The organism is Enterovibrio norvegicus (genome assembly GCF_002876705.1).
Classification (GTDB): domain Bacteria; phylum Pseudomonadota; class Gammaproteobacteria; order Enterobacterales; family Vibrionaceae; genus Enterovibrio; species Enterovibrio norvegicus_B.
In genome coordinates this window covers 155,275-181,535 of the sequence record NZ_MDAG01000027.1, presented here as the reverse complement: position 1 = coordinate 181,535, position 26,261 = coordinate 155,275, and the positions used below count along the sequence as shown (strand labels likewise).

Below are 26,261 nucleotides of genomic sequence, written 5' to 3'. Positions count from 1 at the left end.
AGTAGGACATCGCCAGGCTTTAATTTCAATCTGTCTATTTGCTTTGCAAATGATGGATTCTTAAACAAAGCATCAATGAGTAAGACTTTGTTAAAGAAAAATTCGCTGATATAGCTCAGTTGGTAGAGTGCACCCTTGGTAAGGGTGAGGTCCCCAGTTCGAATCTGGGTATCAGCACCAGCTTTAAAAATTTTTCTGGCAGCCATAGCGCGATGGTACCACCTGATCCCATGCCGAACTCAGAAGTGAAACGTTGCTGCGCCGATGGTAGTGTGGGGTTTCCCCATGTGAGAGTAGGTCACTGCCAGATACCTCTTCAAACCCGTAGCGGAAACGCTGCGGGTTTTTTCGTATGTGCGCGCCCAAATTCGATTCTCACAAATAGTCTTGAAGAGACGAAAAGGATGTTATAGGGTTAGTGGAATTCTAGACGTCTATACATCTTAAGAAGGGAGTGCTTTAAGATGCCCATTAAAATTCCTGATAAGCTACCCGCGGCAAGTACATTGCGTCAGGAAAACATCTTTGTGATGCCTGAAACACGTGCTGCCAGTCAAAGTATTCGTCCTCTTAAAGTTCTGTTACTCAACTTAATGCCGAAGAAGATTGAGACTGAAACGCAGTTCATGCGTTTGCTATCAAACAGTCCACTTCAAATAGACGTAGAACTTCTGCGTATTGATGATAGACCCAGTAAAAATACGCCAACTGAGCATTTAGATACCTTCTATCGTCAGTTTCAGATGATCAGAGAGCGTAACTTCGATGGCTTGATCGTCACAGGCGCACCGTTAGGTCTGGTTCAGTTTGAAGATGTGATTTACTGGGAGCACTTGCAGGACATCATGACATGGGCAAAGGACCATGTTACATCTACGCTGTATGTGTGTTGGGCTGCTCAGGCTGGACTGAAGCTGTTGTATGATTTGCCTAAGAAAACCCGCAAAGAGAAACTGTCGGGTGTGTATTGGCATAACACCAACAAAGAGCACAGCCACAATCCTATTCTTCGTGGTTTTGACGATGCTTTCCTTGCGCCCCATTCACGTTATGCTGATTTCTCCCCAGACTTTCTTGCCGAACATACGGATCTCGATATATTGGCGACATCGCCGACGGCGGGAACCTATTTGGCGGCGACGAAAGATAAACGCAACGTTTTCGTCACGGGCCATCCTGAGTATGACCCACTGACTTTGCATAATGAATACGCGAGAGACGTTGGTGAAGGCATGGAACCTGCCGTTCCTGTTAACTATTATCCAGATGATGACCCATCAAAGGAACCGTATGTGAGCTGGAGAAGCCATGGCTATATGCTGTTCTCAAATTGGCTCAATTATTGCGTTTACCAGCAAACGCCGTTCGACCTGGATCATTTCTCAGAAGACGCATTCACCAAAGACGAAGACGAGTAAATTACCAATCCAACAACCCAAAAAAAGCCTGCTTAAAGCAGGCTTTTTCGTGTCTATTTTGGAGCTTGGAGAGAACGGTTATTCCACCTTCTTCTCTACGGCATGTTCATTCTGTGTTGGCACGTGCGGCTTAATTTCCATGTCCCTTTCGGCCACTTTGGCTTTCTCAATTATTTTGGTGATAGTAGAGCCCTGCACTAGGATCGAGAACACCACGACGGCATAGGTCATGACTAGAATGATTTCTCGCACGTCAATATTCTTCTCTGGCAGTACCATATAGCCAGCAGGAATGGCCATTGCCATCGCAATGGCTAAGCCACCGCGTAGTCCACCCCATGTCAAAATACGGACCGAGAATGGGTTGTAGTCGCGGTATCGGTTAAAACCGACATAGCAAAGGCGAACGCTCATGTAACGGGCGATAAGTACCAAAGGCACAGCAAATGCCATGATTATCCAGTCTTCTTTGTGGAAGCTAAAGGTCAACATGCTCAAACCGATCAACAAGAACAACACCCCATTCAAGAATTCATCAATGAGTTCCCAGAAGTGGTCTAAGTGGTCTTCACTTTCTTTAGAGAAGCCAATATAGCGCGTCCAGTTACCGATCATGATCCCTGCAACCACCATGGCCAATGGACCAGATACACCAATCAAGCCCGCGAATACATAACCTGCGGTTGGAATACCCAGGGTTAGCAGCAGCTCCATTGAGTGGTCATCAGTATTGCAAATCATGTAATGGAACAAGAGTCCTAAGAAGAAGCCGTAAATGATCCCGCCAATGGCTTCATGCAAGAAGAGTTCAACCACGCCCATGACGGTGGGTGTTTCGGTGCCAAATGCCACGGTAAACAAGGTGATAAAGATGACTAAACCAAAGCCGTCATTGAACAGGGATTCGCCTTCGATCTGGGTTGAGATACGTTTTGGTGCGTTGAGTTTTTTGACGATGGCCAAAACAGCAATAGGGTCTGTTGGTGAAATCAAAGAGCCAAAAAGAAGGCAGTAGATAAAATCAAACTGAATCCCGATGAGTTGGAAGAACAACCAGGCAGCACCGCCAATAAAGAAGGTGGAGACCAAGGTCGCCCCTAGGGCAAGCACCGTGATTTCCCATTTCTGATCTTCTAGGTTGGGGAGTTTGACCCCTAGGCCTCCTGCAAACAGCAAGAACCCGAGTACGCCCTTTAGCAAAAAGTCATCAAAGTGCACCTCATTGAGGGTCTCTGCGGCTAAATCTTTTAAATCAAACCAGTTGTTTTGGCCTGAAATGACGATACCGAGAGAAAGCATCAATGCGCCGGCAGTGATAGCGATGGTCGTTTGCATTTGACCAATTTTACTATTGATAAATGCGATTGCCATGGCGGCGGCTGCGAGAAAGCACAGTGTGGTATAGACGGTCATAGGTGAACCCATGTTAGCGAAAAAAGGAGAACCAAAAATTTGTAACGAAATATAAATCTATGCGAAGAAGAAAACTACAACAAATCCCAGTGATTTTAAGGATCCGTTGAGAGTGAGATCCTAATAGACGTCTAGATTTCCAATTGAGCTATGTTACTATGCCAGTAGCGAGCAATTTAAGAAGGAATTTGTGGCTGTGAGTAGTAAGGACATACTAAAAAAACTGTTGGCTGAGCGCATTCTCATTATCGATGGCGGTATGGGCACTATGATCCAGGACTACAAACTGGAAGAGTCCGATTACCGTGGTGAGCGTTTCTCTGATTGGCATTCTGATTTAAAGGGCAACAATGACCTTTTAGTTCTGACACAGCCAGCACTCATCAAGCAAATTCACGGCGAGTACCTTGAAGCCGGTGCTGATATTCTGGAAACCAACACTTTTAACGCCACCACGATTGCCATGGCCGACTATGACATGGAATCGCTCAGTGCCGAAATTAATCTAGAAGCTGCAAAGCTTGCCCGCGAAGTTGCCGACGAATGGACGGCAAAGAATCCCGATAAGCCACGTTTTGTCGCTGGCGTACTTGGTCCAACAAACCGCACCTGCTCTATTTCTCCTGATGTAAATGACCCCGGCTATCGAAACATCACGTTCGATAAATTGGTCGAAGCTTATTCAGAGTCCACGCGAGCGCTGATTGCTGGCGGTGCAGACATCATCTTAGTCGAGACTATCTTCGATACTTTGAACGCCAAGGCGTGTACTTTTGCTATCGAAACGGTGTTTGATCAAGACGGCATCGAACTGCCTGTTATGATTTCAGGCACGATCACTGACGCCTCGGGTCGAACACTTTCCGGCCAAACCACAGAAGCATTTTATAACTCCCTTCGACACGTTAAGCCTATTTCGTTTGGTCTTAACTGTGCGTTGGGGCCTGATGAACTGCGTCAATACGTTGAAGAATTGTCGCGAATTTCTGAGTGTTCTGTCTCTGCTCACCCGAATGCGGGTTTGCCGAATGCCTTCGGTGAATATGACCTTAGCCCTGAAGACATGGCTGAGCATATCGCTGAATGGGCCCAAAGTGGTTTCTTAAACCTTGTTGGCGGCTGCTGCGGTACGACACCTGAACACATTCGCAAAATGGCGGAAGTGACGCAAAATGTCACACCGCGTCAGCTTCCAGATTTACCAAAGTATTGTCGCTTGTCTGGCCTTGAGCCATTGACGATTGCCCCCGACAGTTTATTTATCAACGTCGGTGAGCGTACGAATGTAACAGGCTCGGCACGCTTTAAGCGTCTGATTAAAGAAGAGCTTTATGATGAAGCGTTAGAAGTCGCGCGTCAGCAAGTCGAGGCGGGCGCACAGATCATTGATATCAACATGGATGAAGGCATGTTGGATGCGGAAGCTGCCATGGTGCGCTTCCTCAACTTGTGTGCGACAGAGCCTGAGATTTCGAAAGTTCCCATCATGGTCGATTCATCAAAATGGGAAATCTTAGAAGCTGGCCTGAAGTGTGTTCAGGGTAAGCCCATTGTTAACTCGATTTCCATGAAAGAAGGTGTCGAGAAATTCATTGAGCAAGCCAAGTTAATTCGTCGCTACGGCGCCGCGGTTATCGTGATGGCATTTGATGAAGTGGGCCAAGCGGACACGCGCGAGCGTAAAACGGAAATTTGTACTGAAGCCTATAACATTTTGGTGAACGAGGTGGGCTTCCCACCAGAAGACATCATCTTCGACCCGAACATCTTTGCGGTGGCAACGGGGATTGAAGAACATAACAACTACGCGGTCGATTTCATTGAAGCGGTCGGTGATATCAAGCGCACCTTGCCACATGCCATGGTCTCAGGCGGCGTGTCGAATGTGTCGTTCTCCTTCCGCGGTAATAACCCTGTCCGTGAAGCGATTCACGCCGTTTTCCTTTATTACTGTTTTAAAAATGGCATGGACATGGGGATCGTCAACGCAGGTCAGCTTGCGATTTATGACGATCTGCCCGATGAGCTTCGAGAGGCCGTTGAAGACGTCGTATTGAATAAGCGCGATGATGGTACTGAGCGTCTTCTTGATATTGCAGACAAATACCGTGGTACGGGTGAGGTCAAAGAGGATCGCACTGCACAAGAATGGCGCAGTTGGGACGTTGAAAAGCGTTTATCGCATGCTTTGGTAAAAGGTATCACCGAGTTTATCGTTGAAGATACGGAAGAAGCCCGCGCGAAAGCGACGAAGCCACTTGAAGTGATTGAGGGTCCATTGATGGCCGGCATGAACGTGGTGGGGGATTTATTTGGTGAAGGTAAGATGTTCTTGCCGCAGGTGGTGAAATCTGCCCGTGTTATGAAGCAGGCGGTTGCCTACCTCGAACCTTACATCAATGCAGAAAAACAAGCAGGGCAAACCAACGGTAAGATTCTTTTAGCCACGGTGAAAGGCGATGTGCATGATATCGGCAAGAATATCGTTGGCGTGGTTTTACAGTGTAATAACTATGAAATTATTGATCTTGGCGTCATGGTGTCTTGTGACAAAATCTTGCAGGTCGCCAAAGAAGAAAACGTCGACATCATTGGCTTAAGCGGCCTGATCACACCATCACTTGATGAAATGGTGCACGTTGCGAAAGAGATGGAGCGCCGTGGTTTTGATTTGCCTTTGCTAATAGGCGGCGCAACAACATCAAAAGCGCACACAGCCGTTAAGATTGAAGAAAACTACCATGCGCCTGTGGTGTATGTGTCTAACGCATCGCGTGCTGTTGGTGTTTGTTCCGCGCTGTTGTCTGACGAACATCGTCCCGCGTTTGTCGAGCGGACTAAAGCTGAATATGTGACTGTGCGTGAACAACACGCGCGCAAGAAACCCCGTACGCCGCCTGTTACGCTCGAAGCTGCACGCGCAAATAAAGTGCCGCTTGATTGGGATGCCTACACGCCACCTGTACCTAACAAAGCGGGCGTGCATGTGTTTACTGATTTCCCCGTATCGAAAATTCGTACGTACATCGACTGGACACCATTTTTTATGACATGGTCGCTCAGCGGAAAGTACCCAACGATTTTGCGCCATGAAGTGGTGGGTGAAGAAGCGCAGCGTTTGTTTGATGATGCCAACGCGATTTTGGATGACATTGAACGCACAGGTATGATCAAAGCCAATGGCGTGTGTGGGTTGTTCCCTGCCAACAGCGTCGATGATGATGTTGAGGTTTATACCGATGAATCTCGTACTGAGGTTTTCTCCGTATTGAATGGCTTACGCCAACAAACGAAAAAACCGAAGGGGCCGAACTATTGCTTGTCGGATTACATTGCGCCGAAAGAGAGTGGCAAGGCCGATTGGATTGGCGCGTTTGCAGTCACTGGCGGTATTGGTGAATATGACATTGCTGAGCAGTTCAAAGCCAAAGGTGACGATTACAACGCCATTATGGTGCAAGCTGTCGCTGACCGTTTAGCGGAAGCCTTTGCTGAATGTATGCATGAAGCTGTGCGTAAAGACATTTGGGGCTATGCACCTGATGAAGCGTTGGCAAACGAAGATCTGATCCGTGAAAAGTACCAAGGCATTCGCCCAGCTCCGGGTTACCCTGCATGTCCAGAGCATACTGAAAAAGGCAAGATTTGGTCGTTGCTGGATGCAGAAGCGAACACGGGCATGATCCTCACTGAAAACTATGCAATGTGGCCAGGGGCTGCGGTATCGGGTTGGTATTTTTCACACCCTGAATCGCGCTACTTCGCTGTTGCACAGATCCAAGAAGATCAGAGAGACAGCTACGCCGATCGTAAAGGATGGGATGTGATCGAAGCAGAGAAATGGTTAGGGCCAAACCTCGGCTAACGTTCGATAGCTGTGAACAAAAGAAGGGCGCTCAGTGAGCGCCCTTCTTATATTGTGTTGCTTTGTCTTTTACGTCAGGAAACCGCGACGACGAAGGGCCTCTTACTTTTCAAACAGCTCTTTGTGTAAGGTGCGTACCACGTCTTTGGATTCGGCGGTGTTGGTCAAGAAACACAGGTTGTGATTACTCGCACCATAACAAATCATTCGCAGGTTATATTCGCCGAGCGCACCAAAAATTTGCGCTGCAGCACCGCGAGATTCGCCCATCTCGTTACCAATCAAAGCCACCAAACACATGTCCTGCTCAATCGTCACTTTACACAGCTTAGAAAGCTCAAGTTCTGCCGCTTCAGGCAATTTAGGTGCGCCGCCACGGGTGTTGGTTTGATCCAAGGTTAAAGACACGCTGACTTCTGATGTCGTGATCAGATCCACAGACACTTTATGCTTGGCGAGAATGTTGAAGACCTCTGCCAAAAAGCCGTAGGCATGGAACATGTTGAGGCTTGTGAGCGTCACCATGGTTTGGTTGCAACGAAGGGCCAATGCGCGGAAAAGAGGTGAATGCTCTGCATCACGGCGGATCCACGTTCCCCCTTTTTCTGGCGCTTTTGAGGAGCCAACAAATACCGGGATTTCTTGGCGCATTGCTGGCACTAAGGTTGACGGGTGCAAGATTTTTGCACCAAAGTTCGCCATTTCAGAGGCTTCACTGAAGCTGATTTCGTCGATAGGTGCTGCTGCTGGTGCGATGCGAGGATCGGTACTGTAGATCCCTGGCACGTCAGTCCAAATTTCAAGTGTTGTCGCTTGAACTGCTTCTGCAAGCAATGCTGCGCTATAGTCACTTCCACCACGCCCTAACGTTGTGGTGTTCCCCTTGTTGTCTGAGCCAATAAAACCTTGTGTGACAACCACTTTCTCCTCGCATAGCGGGCGAAGCAGTGTTTGAGCTTGGTAAGCGGTTTCAAGCAAGTCGGGGGAGGCTTTTCCATGGACATCGTCAGTTTTCAATGCGTCGCGAACATCAAAACGTACTGCATCTAACCCTTGCTGATTCAGCAAATGCGTAAAGATGTGTGTCGACATGAGTTCACCACTGGCAACCAAGCTATCGGTGATTTTATCTGATGGTGCTTTGGCAGCTGCAGCAGCGAACGTCGCGACATTATCTAAAATGTCATTCACTGCCGTGTTAACCGCTTCATTTTCTGGCAGGCTCGCTAAAATGCTGAAGTGGATTTCTTGGAGGCGAGCGAGCAATGCTTTTTGTTTCTCTAAGCTGCTAACGCCGTTGGCGAGTTCAACCAATAGATTCGTCACACCAGAGCAGGCACTGATGACCACTAAGCGTGTGCTTTCATTTCCTTTGATGACCGATGCGCAGTTGGACATGGCTGCGTAGTCGGCGACACTCGTGCCGCCAAATTTTGCGACAGTTAATGCGTTCACTTCCCTGTATCTCCCATAAATCGCGATATAGATGTTCTAAAGGATCAAAATGTGGATGAGACAGAAAGAGGGCGGGTATGAAGAAAGGATATTTCTCCAGAAGCGCTCCATCTCGTAAGAGATGACAATCCGAAGGACTCAACCTTCAAGACCGGCAATCTAACCCCCAAGGTGTCGATTACCTCGGCGTCTATCCCCTGATCGATTTGCATTGGAGTTGGGGCTCCGCAAATGGACTGCCTGATAGACGCGCCTCTTCTGTCTTCGTGCAGAAAAACACTGCACAAAAATTACACTGCATTGATAAAGCTTTGTAATCTGATTGTCAAATGGAGTTTGCATAAAAGGCGTCAAATGTATGCAAGGTGCATCAATTTTGCGAGGCGTTAGGTTGATGAAGCCTACGTTCTTACGATCATAATTTGGGAGAGAGGGATCGGCAGTGGTAGGGTGGTTAAATACTAAATAAGGAGAGCAGACAATGACTATTACACGCTTTATTCCGCCTCAGCGAACCTTGATGGGACCAGGCCCTTCCGACGTGTCACCACGTGTCCTACAAGCGTTATCACAGCCAACAATTGGTCACCTTGACCCGCTATTTGTCGGCATGATGGATGAAGTGAAAGCTTTGCTGCAATATGCCTTTCAAACCACGAATGCCTTTACCATTGCCGTATCTGCGCCAGGTAGCGCAGGGATGGAAACCTGTTTTGTGAATTTGGTATCACCTGGCGATACGGTCATTGTTTGTCGCAATGGTGTGTTTGGTGATCGTATGCGTGAAAACGTTGAGCGCTGCGGCGCGACGGCTGTCATGGTTGATGATGAATGGGGTCAACCCGTTGATGTGAGTAAAGTGGAAGCGGCGTTAAAGGCTAATCCTGACGCGTCAATTGTGGCGTTTGTGCATGCAGAAACCTCTACCGGTGCGTTGAGTGATGCGAAAGCCTTATCTGCATTAGCACGCCAACACGATTGTTTGACCATTGTCGATGCTGTGACATCGTTGGGTGGTGTGCCTTTGTTGGTCGATGAATGGCAGCTTGATGCTGTTTATTCGGGAAGCCAAAAGTGTCTGTCATGCGTACCGGGTTTATCGCCAGTGACTTTTTCTCCCCGTGCCGTTGAAAGAATGAAAACACATGACGGTAAAGTACAAAGTTGGTTTCTCGATCAAAGCTTAGTGCTCGGTTATTGGAGTGGTGAAGGGAAGCGAAGCTACCACCACACTGCGCCTGTAAATAGTCTGTATGCACTGCATGAATCATTGCTGATGCTACAACAAGAAGGCTTGGAGAATGCATGGCAACGTCATCGTGATATGCATGAATTGTTGAAATCAGAACTTGAAGCATTAGGCATTAAATTTTTGGTTGATGAGGCTTATCGCCTTCCTCAACTCAACGCCGTGGCGATCCCTGACGGGGCTGATGATGCGCTCGTTCGTCAGCGCTTGTTGAATGAATATAACCTTGAAATTGGTGCTGGCCTTGGCGCGTTAGCGGGCAAAGCATGGCGTATCGGGTTGATGGGATATGCCGCGAGAAAAGAGAACATCGCGCTGTGCGCCAAAGCGCTGAAAGACGTGCTCGGTTAACGGATTTATCCTCGCCGTTACCAACACTAAAATCAAAAAAACGCCCTGATTTGTCAGGGCGTTTTCTATGGGAGCATTTACGATTTTTCAGCGTCAGGCTCTGACTCTTCAAAATGTGAAAAGTTAGGCTGAAACGTCACGTACGGAAACAATGCGCTGGCTTCTTGTTGTATCTGTTTTGCAATCTCGCGATCGCCTGTCAGCAGCGCCAATTCAATCAGAGATTGATATCCTTCTGCCGCTGGACGTGTTGAAAGGTGTCGGATTTGCTCTCTGAGGTATGTCGTTTGAGCGCGTTTGTCGTTATGTTCGACATTTTCCAAAAAGGCGCGTTTCCCTGCTTCTTGTTGATAAAACGATGTCCACCAAGGGTGTGTTTGATACTGGGTTAACTTGTTATCGCTGATGTCATAGGTGCGCAGTGCTTGCTCGCCTAAATAGATAGAACTCACCACCAAGCAAATACTTGAAGCCAACAGCGTTGTCGAGCCAATGGCGAGCAGTTTAACGCGTGTTAGGTTGATGCGCTCGTAGCGTGCAGACAGGTTATCAATCCAGTAGACCAAGACAACAAACAGCAGAGCCAGAACAGGGTTGGTTGACACAAAAGATGTTGCTGCAATGCCGACAATGGAAGGAAGGATGATTGCCGTAAGCATCAATCGTGTGCCGCCCGGTGCGTCAGCGATACGTTTAATGATCAACCCACCTAAGAGTGCAAAGCTTCCCCATATGGCGATCCCCCCCTCTGTGATAGTCGCAACTAACCAGCTTGGATAAGGCTTATCAATGGGCAACGTGTTTCCTTGTGAAAGCCCAAACTGCAATTGCGCCAACGTAAGCTGACCAAGACCTACGCCTTCAAAGTGAGCCGTTTTCGCTAGTGCTGTTGTTTGTGCCAAAAGCTGCCATTCGTTTGGTGAGAATCTTTCAGCAAACAGCGCGCTTGTTGGGAGCCAGTTTGCTTGTCCTGCAATCACAAATGCAGCGAAGACAACGAGGTTCCAAAGCCCATGATGTAGTTTGGGGCTGAAGCGAAACAGGAAAGGCTGTGCGAGCGCAATCATCAACAGGGTGAACGTAATTAGCCAAGGCTCACGAAGTGCCATCAACGCGGTAATGCACAGCAGAGGCGTGAGCAGTAATACAATGTGTTGAGAGATGATGGTGCGTTTGTAGGCGCGGGTTCGTGCAAGCAGGTAGGCCGACAAGGCGAGCGCTGTGAGCAACACCATGGCGGTGGTGTTTTTTGCAATGCCTACGCGCTGAACCGTTAGAAAATAAGGAGCATCGTGTTCGAATGCTTCAATGAGAGGCGGTACAACGAAAGGCAATGCGAATATCCACCCAGCGATCAGTGGCAGCCAAAGCAAATACTGGCGTTGGACATGGTTGAAACTAAATTGCTGTAAAGTAATAAACAGCAACAAGCTCAACAGCGCGAGCCCTGTATGCCAAAGCGCTGCGCTGGTATCCGCATGAAGATAAAACGCGGGTAACACGGCGAGCAAGGCACTGAGTGCAATCCATCCCGTGAGTTTGGTCAGGCTAAATCGGTGCTGTCGAGCCACCTCTAAGCCACCAAAGCAGATCATTGCAATTGACAACATGAACGATGTCGATATCGCGGGATGTTGAATCCCCGTGACTGACAGCGGTATTTGATTGAGTGGAAAACAGAGTAAAAACAGTGTCGCCAGTACAATGAGTACCGGTTTAACTAAAGGTTTGTTCGCCACTTTGGATGGCCAGTGAAAAGGAATACGCGTTGTCGACATGCTTTCTACTATCAATATAAAACCACCTCTTACGAGGTGGTGAGTGAGAGGGATAGGTTACCGAAAGTATCGCTCTATTTACCCTTTTTCTTCAATAAGGGTTTTAAGAAGCGTGCGGTGTGTGAGCCTTTCACCTTCGCAACGTCTTCAGGTGTGCCTTCTGCGACAATCAAACCGCCACCGTTTCCGCCTTCAGGGCCAAGGTCAACGATCCAGTCCGCCGTCTTGATAACATCCAAGTTGTGCTCGATGACCACAATGGTATTGCCGTGATCACGTAGGCGGTGAAGCACGGTCAGCAATTGTTGAATGTCGTGGAAGTGCAGACCCGTTGTTGGTTCGTCGAGTATATACAGCGTTTTGCCTGTGTCTCGTTTTGACAGCTCTCTCGCCAACTTCACGCGCTGCGCTTCACCGCCGGACAAGGTGGTTGCCGCTTGGCCTAAACGGATATAGGACAGGCCCACGTCCATCAAGGTTTGAAGTTTACGGGCAATCGCTGGCACGGCGTCAAAATACTCGCGTGCATCCTCAACGGTCATTTCCAACACTTCGTCGATGGTTTTGCCTTTGTAGCGAATTTCCAAGGTTTCGCGGTTATAACGCTTCCCTTTACACACATCACAAGGCACATAAACATCCGGCAGGAAGTGCATTTCAACCTTGATAACACCATCACCTTGGCAGGCTTCACAGCGTCCGCCTTTCACGTTAAAGCTAAAGCGTCCTACTTTATATCCGCGAGCGCGAGATTCTTGCGTGCCTGCGAACAATTCACGGATTGGCGTGAAAATCCCTGTGTACGTGGCAGGGTTAGAGCGAGGTGTGCGTCCAATCGGGCTTTGGTCAATATCGATCACTTTATCGAAATGGCCAATGCCTTCAATGTCTTTAAACGGCGCGGGTTCGCCTGTGGTCGCGCCATTCAGTCGCTGGTGGGCGATTTTGTAGAAGGTGTCGTTGATCAGTGTGGACTTACCCGAACCGGATACACCTGTGACACAGGTAAACAAGCCGACAGGGAGAGTCAAATCCACACTGTTAAGGTTGTTGCCCGTCGCGCCAAGCAAGCGCACGACTTTTTCTGGGTCATACGGCGTGCGCTCGGCAGGCATCATGATTTGTTTTTTGCCGCTGAGGTATTGACCCGTCAGCGAGTTTTCATTGGCAATGATGTCTTCATACGTGCCTTCAGCCACGACATAGCCACCATGAACACCGGCGCCTGGGCCAATATCAATGATGTGGTCAGCGGCGCGAATCGCATCTTCATCATGCTCTACCACCAAAACGGTATTGCCAAGGTTTCTCAGGTGATCCAGCGTACTTAGCAGTCGCTCGTTGTCTCGCTGATGAAGACCAATAGAGGGTTCATCTAACACATACATCACACCGACAAGCCCAGCACCTATTTGGCTAGCAAGACGAATACGCTGCGCCTCACCGCCTGAAAGGGTATCGGCGCTGCGGTACAAACTCAGATAGTTAAGACCCACGTTGACCAAGAAACGGAGACGGTCGTGGATTTCTTTCAGTATCTTGTCGGCGATTTGTGCACGTTGGCCTTCAAGCTGCAAACCTGCGAAGAAATCGAGTGCATCGTGAATACTCATCTCACAGACGGTCGGAAGATTAGTATCGGCAACAAACACGTGGCGAGCTTCTTCACGAAGGCGAGAACCGCCACAGCTTCCGCATGATTTATTCGCAATGTATTTTGCGAGCTCTTCACGCACAGCCATGGATTCAGTATCGCGGTAGCGGCGATTAAGGTTATTCAAAATGCCTTCAAATGGATGTTTGCGTACCGTGATATCGCCACGGTCGTTAACGTACTTAAAAGCAACCTCGGTGGTACCTGAGCCGTTTAGCACCACATCGCGGATCTTGGGTGTCAGGCTTTCCCAAGGCGCTTCAATGTCGAACGCATAATGTTCGGCAAGTGAGGTGAGCATCTGAAAGTAGTAAAAATTGCGTCGGTCCCATCCACGTATCGCACCGCCTGCAAGACTCACGGCTTCGTTTTGCACCACGCGGTTTTCATCAAAGAATTGTTGAACCCCTAAACCGTCACAGGTTGGGCATGCCCCTGCCGGGTTGTTGAAAGAGAACAGGCGGGGTTCCAGCTCTTGCATGCTGTAACCGCAATGCGGGCAGGCAAAGTTAGCCGAAAATACCATGTCATCACCGTCGCCATCCATGTGGCTGACCACGGCAGTGCCGCCTGTTAGTTCAAGGGCGGTTTCAAACGATTCAGCCAAGCGCTGCTGTAAATCATCGCGAACTTTAAAACGGTCAACGACGACTTCAATGGTGTGCTTTTTATGAAGCTCCAGTGTTGGCGGATCGGACAAATCACACACTTCGCCGTCGATGCGCGCACGGATAAAACCATGTGCGACCAAGTTTTCGAGTGTTTTAACGTGCTCACCTTTGCGTTCTTTGACGATAGGGGCGAGCAACATCAACTTGGTGCCTTCGTCACGTTCCAACACTTTGTCGACCATCTGGCTGACGGTCTGTGCCTCCAGCGTGACATTGTGTGTTGGGCAGCGAGGATCGCCGACGCGTGCATACAGTAGACGCAGATAGTCATACACTTCGGTGATGGTGCCTACAGTAGAACGCGGGTTGTGCGACGTGGATTTTTGTTCAATAGAAATGGCCGGTGATAAACCATCAATATGGTCAACGTCTGGTTTTTCCATCAGTGACAAGAACTGGCGAGCGTAGGCGGAGAGCGATTCAACGTATCGGCGCTGTCCTTCAGCGTACAAGGTATCAAACGCGAGTGACGACTTACCTGAGCCTGACAGACCGGTAATCACAATCAGCTTGTCCCTAGGGATAGTCAGATTGATGTTCTTTAAATTGTGGGTGCGAGCCCCTCTGACGTCGATCGTATCCATGTCCACCTTGCCTATTGGTCAGCGCGTTGTCTGATGAAGTGACTAATGTATTGAGTATCCCATAAATAGACGCCATGAAAAAGAACAAAGCTGTATAAACATACAGCTTTGTTTGAGTCTACTCTGAGCAGATATTAGCGTCTAAAAGCGCAAAGAAACGTGATTAACACTTCACGGTTTTTGGCTGGTTTGGCGCGTCAGATTGCAGATAGATGTTTTGGTAGCAGTAGTTGGTGGCTTCAATAAAGCCTTCTACGCTGCCGCAATCGAAACGCTCGCCTTTGAATTTATAGGCCAGTACACAACCGTCTTGTGCTTGCTTGAGCAGTGCATCGGTAATTTGAATCTCGCCATTTTTACCTGGCTCAGTATTTTCGAGAATGTCGAAAATGTCTGGTGTCAGGATGTAGCGGCCGATGATTGCAAGATTACTTGGCGCTGTGCCCGGCTCGGGTTTCTCAACCATGTTATCTACGCGGAACAAGTCATCTTTGATCTCTTGTCCTGAAATAACACCGTATTTGTGGGTTTCGTCTTCTGGTACTTCTTCAACAGCCACGATTGAACAACGGAATTGCTTATAAAGCGCAACCATCTGAGTCAATACACCTTCACTTTGGTTTATGCACAGATCGTCCGCCAGTACCACAGCAAACGCTTCATCACCAACCAAATCACGCCCTGTTAGGATGGCATGACCCAAACCGCGCATTTCTTTTTGGCGAATGTATGTGAAAGAAGCGGCATCGATCGTTGCACGGATATCTTCAAGAAGGGCTTCTTTGTTAGTGCCTAGAATTTGATGCTCGAGTTCGTAGTTTTTATCGAAATGGTCCATTAGGCTGTGTTTGCCACGGCCGGTGACGATACACATGCCATTGATGCCCGCTTGAATAGCTTCATCAACACCGTATTCAATCAACGGTTTGTTCACGATTGGCATCATTTCTTTTGGCATGGATTTAGTTGCTGGCAGGAAGCGTGTTCCGTAACCAGCCGCTGGAAATAGGCACTTGTTAATCATCAGATATCCTTACTTAATTACATCCGAGCTATCAGCATTTGTGTGCAAAAGTAGACAGCGCAAATAGTATCATTTACCAATTATAAAATTATTTATTTCTTTCAGTATGGGGTGAGGTTAACCAATAGGCCAAAAGCCTAAGCGCGATTTCACTTTATGGAAGGCAAGTAAGTTCTGCGTACTTAGCCCCACACTGACGGCGATAGCTGCACCGAGCGTGCCCCAAATGTGCGTGAGTATGAAGGTCAACGCTAGGGTGAGCAAGCCTGCGAATACCGTAACATTCCTCATGTCTCGTTCGTGGCCGCACATGGTGAGAAGAAACCCAACGGAGCCTGTCATCACATTAATGGTTTGACCTATAGCGAGGATCACTAATAGCGGTGCGCCGAGAACAAAATCTTCCCCAAACAATCGCATAATCTGCTCAGGCCATACCAGCACGGCGAGCAGTACGGGCAGCGAAAAGGCGATCATTAACCGCGTTGAAAACTGCGCAAGGCGTTTTAGCTTCTCCATTTCCCCTGCGTGAAATAAGGCAGAGAAACGGGGCGCTGCAACGAAATTCACAACCATCAACATAAAGGTGATGAGCAACGAGGTACGTTGTGCGGCGGAGAAATACGCCACATCCTGCGACTGCGTATAAAACCCTACGATAACGACAGACGCCCACGGGATGGCTTGACCTGTTGCTGCAATGAGCCACAAATTTGGGGCAGCTTGCCACAGGGCAGGTTTGCCCAAATCGCTGCTATCGATGCGGTGTGCGGGTTGTCGGAACCACAACACCAAACCTGATAGCACCACAATGGCTGCGGCCTCCGTATACAGCGTGGCGGCAACACTGGCACTTGGCTCGATGGCATAAAGGGATAAGCCATACAGTGCGGGTAGTAGCAGAACCGTTACCCCGAGTTGCATGGAGCACACTGAGGCAATGACGCGTCGGGTTGCTTGCAGCGCATAGCCATTGAGGAAAAACAGACTGATAAGCGGTATCGCCACTGCGAATGCGCGCATGGCATCAACGGCATCGGGTTTATCGAACACGCTGGTTGATAACCAAGGTGAGAGAACAAACACGATGAGACCAACAACAGTGCTGGTGGGCACAACCACGGCATAGGCGTTGGTGAACACCTGGTTGGTTTCTGTTGCATCTTCCGTCGATGACTTTCCAATGAACCGCAATAGCGCGTTATCCATACCCAGTAAGCTTAGGGTGCCGAGTAAGGTTGCTAAGCTCAACGCAAGGAAGAACAGACCTGATTGGTGTGTTCCCAGCGTTCTAGCTGCCACAACACTCAGCAGAAAGGCAGCGCCTGCAGAAAATACCCGAAACAACGCCGCAAGCGCAGCGTGAAACAGGAACTGCCGACGCTCCGCAGGGAGCTGTTGGAATCGGCTGACAAGGCTTGCGATCATAATTACTTCACCAAGGAAAAACGTAAGGCACGAGAGTAATGACACCCAAGCCATAGGCCAGTGTTAATGGAAAACCCGCTTTCAGATAATCCTGTGTTTGGTAGCGGCCGGCTGTAAACACCATTAAATTGGTTTGATAGCCAAACGGCGAGAGAAAGCTCGCACTTGCTCCAAACGCAACCGTCATGATGTAGGGCAGCGGATCCACCCCATACTGACCCGCCAAAGCAAGGCCGATGGGGAAGGCAATCGCTGCTGCTGCATTATTGGTAATAAGCTCCGTCATTAGCCACGTAGCAATATACAAAATGACCAAGGCACCAAAAGGCCCCCAATGCTGGCTAACTGACATCATGCTGGTGGCAATGATGTCTGCTAACCCTGTCGTCGATATTGCTTGAGCAAGGCCAAGTGCAGCGCCAATCACCACCACCAATTCGAACGGGAACCGACGGCGTAAATCATGAATAGTGACAATACGTGATGCCACGGCTGCAGCGATCAAAAGTACCAATCCTTTGTACAAGGGCAACACGTCCATCGCGCCTGCCAGCAACACGGTAACGGCCCCTAAGCAAAACAGCGTTGATTGGCGCGACGTGAGCAATGCATGTCGACTGCGTTCACCCACCAACACAAAGTTCTGAGTGATGTTCTCTCGACTGTGAAAGTCAGCGCCGACTGCCAGCACCAACAAATCACCACCACGCAAACGCACTTGACCGAGGCCACCCCGAATTTGGTGGTCGCCCCGTTTTACCGCCACCACTGCCGCGTCAAACTGCGAGCGGAAGTTCAACGATTTAATGGTTCTTCCCGCCACCATGGCTTGGGGGGTAACGACCACATCCACCAAGTTATCCGATGGCGTTTCTTCCCCTTGTGTCACCAAGGTTAAGCCCTTGAACCTTGCCAGTAATGCGGTAGCTTCAAGATCCCCTGAAAACACCAACACATCATTGGCTTGCAATGGCTCTGTCGGGGCAACAGGAGAAATCACGCGATGTTTGCGAATGATTTCGACCAAAAACAAACGCTCGAGGTGCCGCAAACCGCTGGCCTCTACCGTTTGTCCGATAAGTGGCGATTCCGACTCCAATCGACTTTCCAGCAAATAGGACTGTGAGGTTGATTGTTGAGTCACGTCATTTGTAGGCAAAAGACGAACAGAAATTAAGACAATGAGTGCGATGCCAATGAAAAACAGTGGCGCCCCAACTAAGGTGAAATCGAAAAAGCCCAGCCCTGGCAGGCCAGCGCTGAGCGTAAAACCGTTGACCAGAAGGTTGGTGGACGTTCCTATCAAGGTCATGGTGCCACCCAAGATGGCAGCATAAGAAAGGGGTATCAGGAGTTTGCTGGCAGGGTACGCCGTGTGAGTGAGGCTTCGCATCAAGGTCGATACCACTGCCGTGTTGTTTATCACCGCAGACAACAAACCTGCCGCTAACGTCGATTGCAAGGTGACACGGCGAAGGCTTCCGCGTGTGCACCAATGTCCGAGCGCGCTAATCAAGGCTGTGCGTTCGAGTACCACTGACACCAGAATCAGCAATACCAGTGTAATCAGTGCAGGGTTCGTGAAATGGTTAAACAGTTGAGTGGCAGGCACGATGTCGAGCAGCAGCAATACAGCAAACACAGCACCAAATACCAAAGCTGGGCGGACGCGGGTGAGCATCAAAGTCACAAGAAGCCCGACAATGAGCAACGCCACCACCCATATCATGGTTTATGCCCCATAAATCTCAATGAGCGCACTGCGTTGTTTTTCCGCGCTGAACTCTTCGTTAATGGACACCAATGAAGATTGATAGTCAGGGTGGTGAGGGTGTCGGCAATACTCCACGATTTGCTGCGCCATGGCATCCGGTGTGCTGACGAGGAAGGGATAATGCAGGCTCTGCGTTGCGCCGATGATCCGTAACACCATCGGAACCTTGAGGCGCGCAGCTTCAAGCAAGGTCAACGGCATGCCTTCCCACGCCGCGGTGTGTAAGTACAAATCTGCGTCTTTCAGGGTTTTCATGAGGACGTGATGGGGAATCATGCCAGTGACCTCAACGCCTGCTGCTCGTAGTTCTTGCTCTTTGTCTTGATCGCCACCACCAAGCCACTGCAGTTGGATGTGGTTAAACTCAGGAAAGCTTCGGAGGTGATCAATGGTTTCTAACAAAAACTCAGGATCTTTTTGTGGTGAAACACGGCCCACAATGACCACTTTAGTGCGTGGGCTTTCTGCGTTTTCATCGCTGTCTTGAGAGGGCGCTTGCGAATCCGCCATCAATTCAGGACTGAGTTCGGCATAGTTATTGAGATGAACCGCGCGCTTTGCCCCCAGTTCTAAACCCAACTGACACTCTCGCTCGCTACACCCTGCAATCACATCAATGCGTGATAAACCAAAGGTCTCCAAACGCATGTAGACTTCTTGTTTCCAATCAGGGATGTCGCGACGCTCAAAGGCATAGCAATGCGGGGTATATACAAGCTTTGCATTGCCTTTGGGAAGAAAACGGCACAGAAATCCGGCGAAGCTTGAGTGAAGGTGAATCACATCCGGTTTGTGCTGAAGCACGGCTTTACGCGCGCAGCGATAAAAGTGAAGCAAACCGCCATCGACCGTTTCGACTTCGTCAAACAAGTTCTTGATGGCCAGGCCCGTGTCATCTTGAGGGCGCAACCTCGCCAAAAGAAGGTGACGTATAGGGTCACCTTCGGTGGATTTTGCGTAGCTGCACAGTGCTGTCTGAATGCCGCCACCAAAGGCTTCTGTAATATGAAGAATCGTCTTCATTAGCGTCCCCACTTTTGCTTAAAGCGTGCGATTTCATCGTCGCTATAAACGGCCTTGTAAATCGGCGCGTCGTAAAGGCAAAACAAACGCTCGAATGGGTACGTCTCTTTGAAACGTTGATACAAGGCTGAGTACCATTTGTTGGAGGCCTCATTGCTTGATTGCAGCGAGAAATCCGTTTGATCCAAAAACGTCCCCAACACCTCTGCGGATTGGTTGATGGCTTCGCATTTCATCAGCAGCACATCACAACCATTTTCTTGAATACGCCAATGTGTTTGCGTCGCATCCGTCAGGTGTGGCATCACATCTACGCCAAACTGACGCTTTAGCTCTCTGTCGAACCATTCCGTAAAGTAGTCATGGCGCAGCTTGTTATCAAACGCATCGATGAGGTGGTTGAGGGTGGCATCCATGTCGCCATGAATGGCATTGTTTTTCTTTCCTTCGATCAATTGAATGTGAAGGTCTTGGAAAAAGCGTGAAACCACGGTGGCAACAGGATCGCGAACAAGCGTGATGATCTTAATATGATCGCGCTTTTTGAGGATACGCAGTCTGTGCGCGAGCGTGAGTCGGTAAGCCGCGCGGATGTGCCAATCAAAGAAACAGCCTACATCGGACGTATTGCGGTACATCTGAAATTCTTCGTTATCGTCGAAGGTATGAATGTGCCAGCTTGGAATGTTGCAATGCTCTAATGATGCCTCAATGGAGGATGAGCCAACTTTACCCATTTGGTACACCAACACAAAATTAGGCTCTCGCAGTGTTTGGTCAAACGCGCGTTGTCGGGCAAGGCTGAACTTCATTACTTCTCCTCGTGAGGGGGGATTGGGTCTGTGATAATGGATGCACTCGTCGGGAGCGATGAGGGTGTTGATTCGCGATTCGTTGAAACAGCACGATAACGGCTTGTTTTCTGAGAGAGACGTCGTGCGAAAGATTCACTGCGAACATTGATAAATAAGGGCAATAAGAACATCAACATGATGGTGCTGTTTACGGCAACAAATAACACCATAGAAAGAATGTATACCCCCAGTAGGAAGGCAACAGGGTTTTCCATGCGAGCGCGAAAGAGGCGCATGAGTGCAAGCAGAAAGCCACCGATCAATATAGATAAGCCGACCGCGCCGTATTCAATGGCCACGTCAAGTGCAAAGTTGTGGGTGTAAATGGCCAGCGCTTCATTTTGAAAGTAGGGAGCTATGTGCTCAGGGAGCATTTTGGGGCCAACACCAAAAATGGGATATTCCAAAAACAGTGACAATCCATTGGCAAGCAGAAGTTTGCGCCAGGCTTCCGAGTCCCAACGCGCCGCTTGTTGGTCGGCAAACAAAATATCAAATTGGGTGAATTCGAACCGGTCTAAAATGGCCGGCAATCCAACAATATACCAAATGGAGAATGCTGTTAGCAGCCCACCAAACAACACAAAAGTCATGATGGCGACACGAGTGGTTCTCTCTCTTGGGTGATGAGTTTGTTGGCAAAAGAGGTGATCGCAGGCAATCATCATCACAACCCCTAACAACGCTTTACGCTCTTCTGACATCACCAATAGAACAAATGCGACAGCAAATAAAATACGGCTATAACTGATGTGATGTCGAAGCAAGTAGAGCATTGCGCAGGTAAACCCAAAGAAGTACTTAGTATTGGAGAGCTGCTTAAAGTCGGGCAAACCGGGCTGAGCCAAGTGCCAAACCGCGGTGTACAAAGAGCCCGCTAGCGCATACAAGGCGACGAGCGAGAGAAATCGTGGTGAGGCTAATAGGCCCGCTTGATGTAACACTCCCAAAAAAGCGGCAACGGACAGCCATTGCACCATTTCAATAAGCACAAGTTTGGCGGGAACATCACTGAGTGTGCCAGCCAGCAATATGTAAAGTACAAACAAGAAAATGAAGCTAGAGGCTTGAATGGTTGAGTGGTGCAAGCGCCCACGGGCAGTCGCAACACCCATTACGCCTAAAGAGGCGATGCCAATAAGATCGGCGATATACAGTTCAATGCCCGAGAGATTGGTTTTAAACGGGACAAAGAAAAGGATAACTGCAAACGCAGCAAGATGCTCAACTGACCGTGCCATCTACCAATCCTTGATATGTTTGATAGTAATGCGTGCGGAAGGCATCAAGCGTAAATACCTGGCAACGAGAGATCGCATATTCAGATGCGGTTTGGTACGTGCTCTCGTCATCGCACAGGCGTTGAATGGCCGATGCTAATGCGTGTGCATTGCCAAGCTCGAACAGGTAACGTTCATCGCCCATGACTTCGCTAAGGCCTGGAACATTGCTTGCCAGCACCGGCAAACCTGCCGCCATGCCTTCGACGGCAGCCAAGCCAAACCCCTCTACGCTAGAACTTTGTACGTACAGGTCGAGCGAATCTAAAAACGCGGGAATGTCCGTTAACACACCATGAAAAATGACGCGTTTTTCCAGCCCTAACTCTTTTACCAACGCCATGTATTCGTCACGACGATCACCATCACCTGCAAAGTGCAGTTCGTAGTGCTCAGGCAATTCAGCCAAGGCGCGGATCACAGTTGGGTGGTCTTTGTAGGCATGAAACCGTCCCACCATGCCAATGCGACGCGGTTGATCAGGTGCGGGCTGCGATTTTATTTCCAGGGGATACTTTGTCAGATCGACGCCGTTAAAAATAACACGATAGTGCTTTTTATATAGGGGTAAGAAATCTTCCAGTGCGTCTTTCACTTGTTCAGTGATGCACACGGTGACGTGATAGCGCCAATAAAGAAACAGCTCGAACGGCTTCATCCAGACATGATCACGTCGGCGATTATGGGTCGCGTGTTCGGTCTGGACACGTTTTTTACCAAACGCCGCCAATGCGAGATAAATCGAAGGGAAAAGGTGGCCGTGAATGACATCTGGCCAGCGCAAAGCCTGCCACTTTTCTTTCCATGACAGGTGCTCCCACACATCGCATCTCACGCCGAGCGCTTCCAACTCTTCGCAAAAATCATTGGTGTCTTCAAGCGTGATAACACGAATGTCATAGCCTTGCGGTGGCGGTGAAACTAAATCAATCACAAACCGCTGAGCGCCGCCATTTCGAGACAGATCATTAATGATATGAAGTACTTTCACGCTCATTGTCGCGGCACTCTCCCTGTTGGCATCGCACGCTATGCTGTTCACCGATTCCCTTCCTCTCGCTCGTCGTTTTATTCGACTGACTTCGCTTCCCATTCAGGGAAGTTTTCGCGAATGTAGCGGTTCAACGCAATTTCTGCATCGGTATATTGGCGTGTTGCTTTCGCGTCTTTTTGCGAATGCAGCGCTTCAACCATACCCGCGGCAATGGTGATGTTGGTGAGCCTATCGATAATGATAAAGGCGCCCGTTTTCTTCACCGTGGCGTAATTATCCGCCGCGACAGGGGCATTCAAATGCAAATCGACAACGCCAATTTCATTGAGCGCGAGTGCGTCAGAAGAGAGTTCCTCAAACGTATTGATATCAATCTTGTGATTCACCTTCGTCACGTGTCCGGTCAGGCTGTGGCTGGCAAATTTGAAGTCATAGTCGCGGCCTGTTTTCAGCGCGTCTTGTGCCATCCATACCAGTGAAGCCGAAAGGTGGTCAGTGAGCTTTGGTGCTGTGTCGGCATGGGTGATCATGTCGCCACGCGAAATATCAATTTCATCAGCGAGCGTAACAGTGACGGCATTGTTTGGCGCAACGGCATCAAGTTCCCCATCGTAGGTCACAATGCTGGTGACTGTGCTGGTTTGACCGGATGGTAGTGCCATCACTTCGTCACCTTTACGCAAAACCCCTGACGCTAACGTGCCGCAGTAACCACGAAAATCAAGGTTAGGGCGGTTGACGTATTGCACGGGGAAGCGCATCAATTCGAGGTTTTGGTCACGGCTTATTTCAACCGCTTCCAACATGCCCATCATTGGCAAGCCTTTATACCAAGGCATGCTTTTGCTCGCGGAAACCACATTGTCCCCATCCAGCGCAGAGATCGGCACATATTGAACGTCTTTGATGCCGAGTTGCGTCGCCATGGCTTGGTATTCCGCTTTGATATTCTCAAAGACGGTTTCGTCGAAATCCACCAAGTCCATTTTATTGATCGCAACCACCACATGGCGAATGCCAAGTTTGCTGACGATGTAGCTGTGACGACGCGTTTGGGTGAGCAAGCCTTTGCGCGCATCAACCATCACAATCGCGAGTTCGCAGTTCGATGCACCGGTGGCCATGTTTCGGGTGTACTGTTCGTGCCCTGGGCAGTCAGCAATGATGAACTTACGCTTTTCTGTTGAGAAATAACGGTAGGCAACGTCAATGGTGATGCCTTGCTCGCGCTCTGATTGCAGGCCATCGACCAGCAATGCGAGGTCAAGGCTTTCGCCTGCATTACCGACGCGCGCGTTGTCTTTATGAAGGCTTGAGAGGTGATCTTCGAAGATCAACTTGGTGTCGAACAATAGGCGTCCGATCAAGGTGGATTTACCGTCATCCACGCTGCCGCACGTAAGTAGGCGCAGCAGGTCTTTGTTTTCGTGCTGGTGAAGATACGCTTCAATATCTGATGCTATCAAATCTGAGCTGTGGCTCATGAGTCACTCCTTTGCAGGCAAGCAATAATCTAAATGGGTAATAGTGAGGCTTTGTTAGAAGTAGCCTTCTCGTTTTTTCTGCTCCATTGAGCCCGCTTGGTCATGGTCAATCACACGGCCTTGACGCTCTGACGTCTTGGTGAGCAACATTTCCTGGATGATTTCAGGCAATGTTGCCGCCGTTGACTCCACGGCACCTGTCAGTGGGTAACAGCCCAAGGTGCGAAAGCGCACCGACTTCATTTCAGGCTTTTCACCATCTTCAAGCGGCATGCGATCGTCATCGACCATGATCAAGGTGCCATCACGCTCAACCACTGGGCGCTTCTCTGAGAAGTAGAGTGGAACGATTTCGATGTTTTCCATATAGATGTATTGCCAGATATCCAGTTCGGTCCAGTTTGAAAGCGGGAATACACGGATGCTCTCGCCTTTGTTTACTCGGCCGTTGTAGGTATCCCACAGCTCTGGACGTTGGTTTTTAGGATCCCAACGGTGGTGTTTATCGCGGAACGAATAGACTCGCTCTTTGGCGCGGCTTTTTTCTTCATCACGGCGAGCGCCGCCGAATGCGGCATCGAAACCGTATTGGTTCAGCGCCTGTTTTAAGCCTTGGGTTTTCATGATGTCAGTGTGTTTCGCACTGCCATGCTCAAACGGGCTAATGTTCATGTCCACACCGTCTTGGTTGATGTGAACTTTCAAATCTAATCCGTGCTTTTTGGTGAACGCATCACGGAAGGTAATCATTTCCTTAAACTTCCACGTGGTATCGACATGGAGCAGAGGGAAAGGTGGCTTTCCTGGATAGAATGCTTTCATCGCTAGGTGGAGCATGACTGCCGAATCCTTACCAATCGAGTAAAGCATCACAGGGTTATCAAACTCTGCGGCGACTTCTCGAATGATATGAATCGACTCGTTCTCGAGTTGTTTCAAATGGGTTTGGTTCAGCGAAATCTTGTCCACCATGTTCAGTCCCTTCTTACGTTGCCAGCAAATATTGCTGGTGGAACGCATTGATAAATTCAGATAGTTGTTCTGCAGGTAGTGCGTTGATACCTGCGGCTGCTTTGCGTCCGCCCCCTGTTGGGAACTTCGCAGCGAGTTCGTCGGCGCCGATGCGGTTCTTGAGTGGCGCGCGAATGCTGACCAAGTAGTTGCCATCGGCTTTTGCTGTAATCACGGCATTTGCACGGGCAGGGTCTTGGTTGGCTAAATCGTTGGAGAACACGCCGCTGATTCGTCGAGCCCATGCTTCATCGGGCAGCATAAACACGCGCGATCCCGCTTCTTCAGAAATAGGCACAATCGATGCGGCTTTCTCAGAATCGCTCAAATAGCCTTGCTCTAACGTGGAATACACATCAGGGCGCTCGGCGATAAAATTGAACGGTGAAGGATAAGGCGCAAGAAAGCGGTAGAGCTCTGCGGGAGAAAACAGTAAATCAGCCAAAGAGGCGCCATAGCCGTTGTAGTTTAGGTAGGTACCAAACTGCTTGAGCTTTTCTTTGTCTGCGTCGCTTAGCCCTGTTTTGTTCGCCAAGGTATCTGCGACGGCAAACAGGTTATCGCCATAAGCTCCAACCAAGGCCCATTCGCGATACTTGCCTTCGAGCAATTTATCGACAATCAGGCTGGTGCAGGTGTTGGCTGCGGTGTTGATGTGCGTGGTCAGCGCGTTGTGTTCGGGGATCTCATCGGGGTTGTGGTGATCCACGTAGAACACGCGCACACCTTGAGACAATAAATTGTCCAATGCTGCGCGGTTCTTTCCCATCGCCACGTCTAACACGGTGACATCTTGTGCCACGGCGGGATCCACTTGTTTGAGTAAGGCGATATCTCGCTTTACGCCCGTGATCAACTTGCTGTTCTTGGGGGTCGCAAGTCGGAGTTGTATCAGTGCACAAATCCCATCGGCATCGCCGTTAAATACATCAAAACTTGTTTTCATTATTA

The 26,261-nt window shown here is 49.3% G+C and carries 17 protein-coding genes, 1 tRNA gene, 1 rRNA gene and 1 riboswitch; of the genes, 5 read left to right on the top strand and 14 right to left on the bottom strand.

Annotated elements, in window-relative coordinates; translation table 11 throughout:
- The first annotated feature begins 104 nt into the window (after positions 1–104).
- From BCT27_RS15695 to metA, 3 genes are all read left to right on the top strand, one after another.
- Positions 105–180 (top strand) — tRNA-Thr (locus tag BCT27_RS15695).
- A 14-nt stretch (positions 181–194) separates the two neighbouring features.
- Positions 195–310, top strand: a 5S ribosomal RNA gene (gene rrf, locus BCT27_RS15690).
- 154 nt (positions 311–464) lie between these two features.
- Complete coding sequence (gene metA / locus BCT27_RS15685; RefSeq protein WP_102396189.1) at positions 465–1,418, top strand: homoserine O-acetyltransferase MetA; 954 nt, start codon at positions 465–467, stop codon at positions 1,416–1,418.
- Between the two features lie 78 nt (positions 1,419–1,496).
- On the opposite strand, the gene BCT27_RS15680 is transcribed toward metA, so the two are convergent.
- On the bottom strand, positions 1,497–2,831 hold the full coding sequence (locus BCT27_RS15680) for a cation:proton antiporter (RefSeq protein WP_102396188.1): 1,335 nt from the start codon (positions 2,829–2,831) through the stop codon (positions 1,497–1,499).
- A gap of 190 nt (positions 2,832–3,021) precedes the next feature.
- Between BCT27_RS15680 and metH the strand changes: the two genes are divergently transcribed.
- Positions 3,022–6,696, top strand: a complete 3,675-nt coding sequence (gene metH, locus BCT27_RS15675; RefSeq protein ID WP_102396187.1) for a methionine synthase — start codon at positions 3,022–3,024, stop codon at positions 6,694–6,696.
- 102 nt (positions 6,697–6,798) lie between these two features.
- On the opposite strand, the gene lysC is transcribed toward metH, so the two are convergent.
- Positions 6,799–8,151, bottom strand: a complete 1,353-nt coding sequence (gene lysC, locus BCT27_RS15670; protein ID WP_102396186.1) for a lysine-sensitive aspartokinase 3 — start codon at positions 8,149–8,151, stop codon at positions 6,799–6,801.
- A gap of 92 nt (positions 8,152–8,243) precedes the next feature.
- Positions 8,244–8,417: riboswitch (Lysine riboswitch) on the bottom strand.
- 215 nt (positions 8,418–8,632) lie between these two features.
- Between lysC and BCT27_RS15665 the strand changes: the two genes are divergently transcribed.
- Positions 8,633–9,751, top strand: coding sequence for a pyridoxal-phosphate-dependent aminotransferase family protein (locus BCT27_RS15665; protein WP_102396185.1), 1,119 nt, complete (start codon positions 8,633–8,635; stop codon positions 9,749–9,751).
- Between the two features lie 77 nt (positions 9,752–9,828).
- On the opposite strand, the gene BCT27_RS15660 is transcribed toward BCT27_RS15665, so the two are convergent.
- From BCT27_RS15660 to BCT27_RS15605, 12 genes are all read right to left on the bottom strand, one after another.
- A complete protein-coding gene (locus BCT27_RS15660) occupies positions 9,829–11,361 on the bottom strand; it encodes a Wzy polymerase domain-containing protein (RefSeq protein ID WP_198597575.1) in 1,533 nt (510 codons plus the stop codon).
- A 242-nt stretch (positions 11,362–11,603) separates the two neighbouring features.
- Complete coding sequence (gene uvrA, locus BCT27_RS15655) at positions 11,604–14,438, bottom strand: excinuclease ABC subunit UvrA (protein ID WP_017008089.1); 2,835 nt, start codon at positions 14,436–14,438, stop codon at positions 11,604–11,606.
- 163 nt (positions 14,439–14,601) lie between these two features.
- Positions 14,602–15,462 (bottom strand): UTP--glucose-1-phosphate uridylyltransferase GalU, encoded by an 861-nt coding sequence (gene galU, locus BCT27_RS15650; RefSeq protein WP_102260008.1) that lies wholly within the window; start codon positions 15,460–15,462, stop codon positions 14,602–14,604.
- 117 nt (positions 15,463–15,579) lie between these two features.
- On the bottom strand, positions 15,580–16,890 hold the full coding sequence (locus BCT27_RS15645) for an oligosaccharide flippase family protein (protein WP_102396183.1): 1,311 nt from the start codon (positions 16,888–16,890) through the stop codon (positions 15,580–15,582).
- 7 nt (positions 16,891–16,897) lie between these two features.
- Positions 16,898–18,619 (bottom strand): SLC13 family permease, encoded by a 1,722-nt coding sequence (locus BCT27_RS15640; RefSeq protein ID WP_102318031.1) that lies wholly within the window; start codon positions 18,617–18,619, stop codon positions 16,898–16,900.
- 3 nt (positions 18,620–18,622) lie between these two features.
- On the bottom strand, positions 18,623–19,687 hold the full coding sequence (locus BCT27_RS15635; protein WP_102396182.1) for a glycosyltransferase family 4 protein: 1,065 nt from the start codon (positions 19,685–19,687) through the stop codon (positions 18,623–18,625).
- Positions 19,687–20,499: a putative capsular polysaccharide synthesis family protein gene (locus tag BCT27_RS15630; protein ID WP_102318033.1), complete on the bottom strand. Its 813-nt coding sequence runs from the start codon at positions 20,497–20,499 to the stop codon at positions 19,687–19,689. Before BCT27_RS15630 ends, BCT27_RS15635 begins: the two co-directional genes overlap by 1 nt.
- Positions 20,499–21,782 (bottom strand): O-antigen ligase family protein, encoded by a 1,284-nt coding sequence (locus BCT27_RS15625; protein WP_102396181.1) that lies wholly within the window; start codon positions 21,780–21,782, stop codon positions 20,499–20,501. Before BCT27_RS15625 ends, BCT27_RS15630 begins: the two co-directional genes overlap by 1 nt.
- Positions 21,766–22,818, bottom strand: coding sequence for a glycosyltransferase (locus tag BCT27_RS15620; RefSeq protein WP_102318035.1), 1,053 nt, complete (start codon positions 22,816–22,818; stop codon positions 21,766–21,768). The genes BCT27_RS15625 and BCT27_RS15620 overlap by 17 nt, the downstream gene beginning before the upstream one ends.
- Positions 22,819–22,889: 71 nt before the next feature.
- Positions 22,890–24,299 (bottom strand): sulfate adenylyltransferase subunit CysN, encoded by a 1,410-nt coding sequence (cysN, locus tag BCT27_RS15615; protein WP_102396180.1) that lies wholly within the window; start codon positions 24,297–24,299, stop codon positions 22,890–22,892.
- A 54-nt stretch (positions 24,300–24,353) separates the two neighbouring features.
- Positions 24,354–25,271, bottom strand: a complete 918-nt coding sequence (cysD, locus tag BCT27_RS15610) for a sulfate adenylyltransferase subunit CysD (RefSeq protein ID WP_102260015.1) — start codon at positions 25,269–25,271, stop codon at positions 24,354–24,356.
- Between the two features lie 13 nt (positions 25,272–25,284).
- Entirely contained in the window at positions 25,285–26,256 is a 972-nt protein-coding gene (locus tag BCT27_RS15605) for a DHH family phosphoesterase (protein ID WP_102396179.1), read from the bottom strand.
- Positions 26,257–26,261: the final 5 nt, after the last annotated feature.